1 protein-coding gene is annotated in these 1,866 nt (G+C 59.8%); it reads left to right on the forward strand.

Annotation, left to right across the window (positions count from 1 at the left end; translation table 11 throughout):
- Positions 1–568: 568 nt before the first annotated feature.
- A partial coding sequence (locus tag G606_RS10585) for an Ig-like domain-containing protein (protein ID WP_196799979.1) occupies positions 569–1,866 on the forward strand: 1,298 nt, incomplete at its 3' end.

The raw sequence follows: 1,866 nt of genomic DNA on the forward strand, positions 1-1,866 counted from the left end.
GGTCAATGGTGGCACCGGCAAGTTCAATGTCATGGATTCGACGGCGCGTGAGCAGATGGCCGCGTTCCTGCATCGACTCAACAACCACCTTGGCTGAGACGGCCATGGAATGCATGGGGCGTCAGTGCCCTGAGGCAAAGCAAGTCATGACGTTGCCTCAGGCGCGGTCCCATGGCAAGTAACCGAGGGGTAGCCGGATGAAGGCGGCCGACACCGTGACTAGTGTCGGCCGCCTTCATCTATCCATGCACATGGACGCATACAATACCGTATACATCGGCATCATCTGCCCAATACCGCAGATTTGGGATGACAACGTGCGTTTTGATGGACTTGATGGTGCAGATTGTGTGAAGAAGGCGGTATACTGTCTTATGTGAATACGTTCGCAGTGAACGTAGGTTGTCTAAGAGCGAACGGCGTCATGCCGGGAGATTGCTTGGAACGCATGCGTCAATCGATGCCGCCTGCGGATCACACCATGAGGAAACACACCGAGAACGGAGATAAGCCGACGAACCAGTCGTCATGACGCACTTGTTTCTTGCTCGGTTATTTAGGAGGAACGATGTCGATCTTTGATCGGTTACATGGCATGAGGAAGAAGGTCGCTGCCGGCGCCATCGCCGCAGCAACGCTCGTCGCGGGCATCGGCTTTGCGGCACCCGCATACGCGGATGATTTTCGACTCGTCGGTCCGGACACGGTGCCGACCTCGGACAAATTCCAGATCACGGCGCTTGGCCTGCCGGCCGACGTCGCCACTGATGAAATCACCTGGAAGACATCGAACTGGCGCAACGCCATGCAGTCCATTTGGCCGCAGGATCAGGGCAACACGTCTACCTGGGACGCCGACATATCTATAGACGGTGACGGCACTGTGACGATCTCCGCCACTTATCAGGGCCAGACCGCCGAGAAGACCGTCCAGCTCGAGAAGAAATCCTATGTGTACCTCGCTGGCTTCGATCTGAGCGCCAATGGCCTTGAAGGCTCCGGCGACGAGTACACGCTGCATGTCCCGTCGGGCGGCACGGTGGACACGTCCGCGACCTTCACACCGGCCGATGCGACCTACCAGCATCTCATCTGGCAGTCGATGGATCCGAGCATCGTGCGCGCCGGCGCCGACGGCGTCATCCGCGCTGTGAGCAACGGCTCGGCCGATCTGGTCGTCTACTCATATGGCCGCGTCCACAAGAAGACGATCCATGTGACCGTCGGCGGCGGTCCGGTCGTCGTCCCGGTCGATTCCGTTACGCTGGACAGTACCGCCGTCTCGCTCAAGGTCGGTGCAACGCAGAAGCTCAATGCAACGGTGGCTCCGTCCAATGCCACAAACAAGAAGGTCACCTGGTCCTCTTCGAACGCCGGGGTGGCTTCGGTGGACGTGAACGGCACCATCACGGCTGTCGCCGCCGGTACCGCGACCATTACGGCGACCGCGGACGGTAAGACCGTGTCGGCCACTGTCACGGTGACCAACGGCGATGTTCCGACCCCTTCGGTCACCGGTGTATCCATCAATGGCGGCAACGTGGAAATGGCTGTGAACGCCATCAAGAAGCTCACCTTCGTCGTCACGCCTGAAGGCGCGGCCTCCAAGAGCGTCGAGTGGCTCTCCGGAAACGAATCGGTCGCCGCGGTGGATGCCAACGGCGTCGTCACCGCCAAGGCCGTGGGCACCGCCACGATCTTCGTACTCGTGGACGGTTACATGGATCAGATCGAGGTCACCGTCAAGAATTCCGGACCCATTCCGGTCGAACTGCAGTCTGTTGCGATTGCTGGTTCTGGTGTTGCTGGTGGTGAGATGGCGATGAAGGTCGGTGAGGGCCGGCAGTTGTCGGTGGTGCCGACGCC

Source organism: Bifidobacterium sp. AGR2158, from assembly GCF_000424225.1.
In the GTDB taxonomy this organism is placed as follows: Bacteria; Actinomycetota; Actinomycetes; order Actinomycetales; family Bifidobacteriaceae; genus Bifidobacterium; species Bifidobacterium anseris.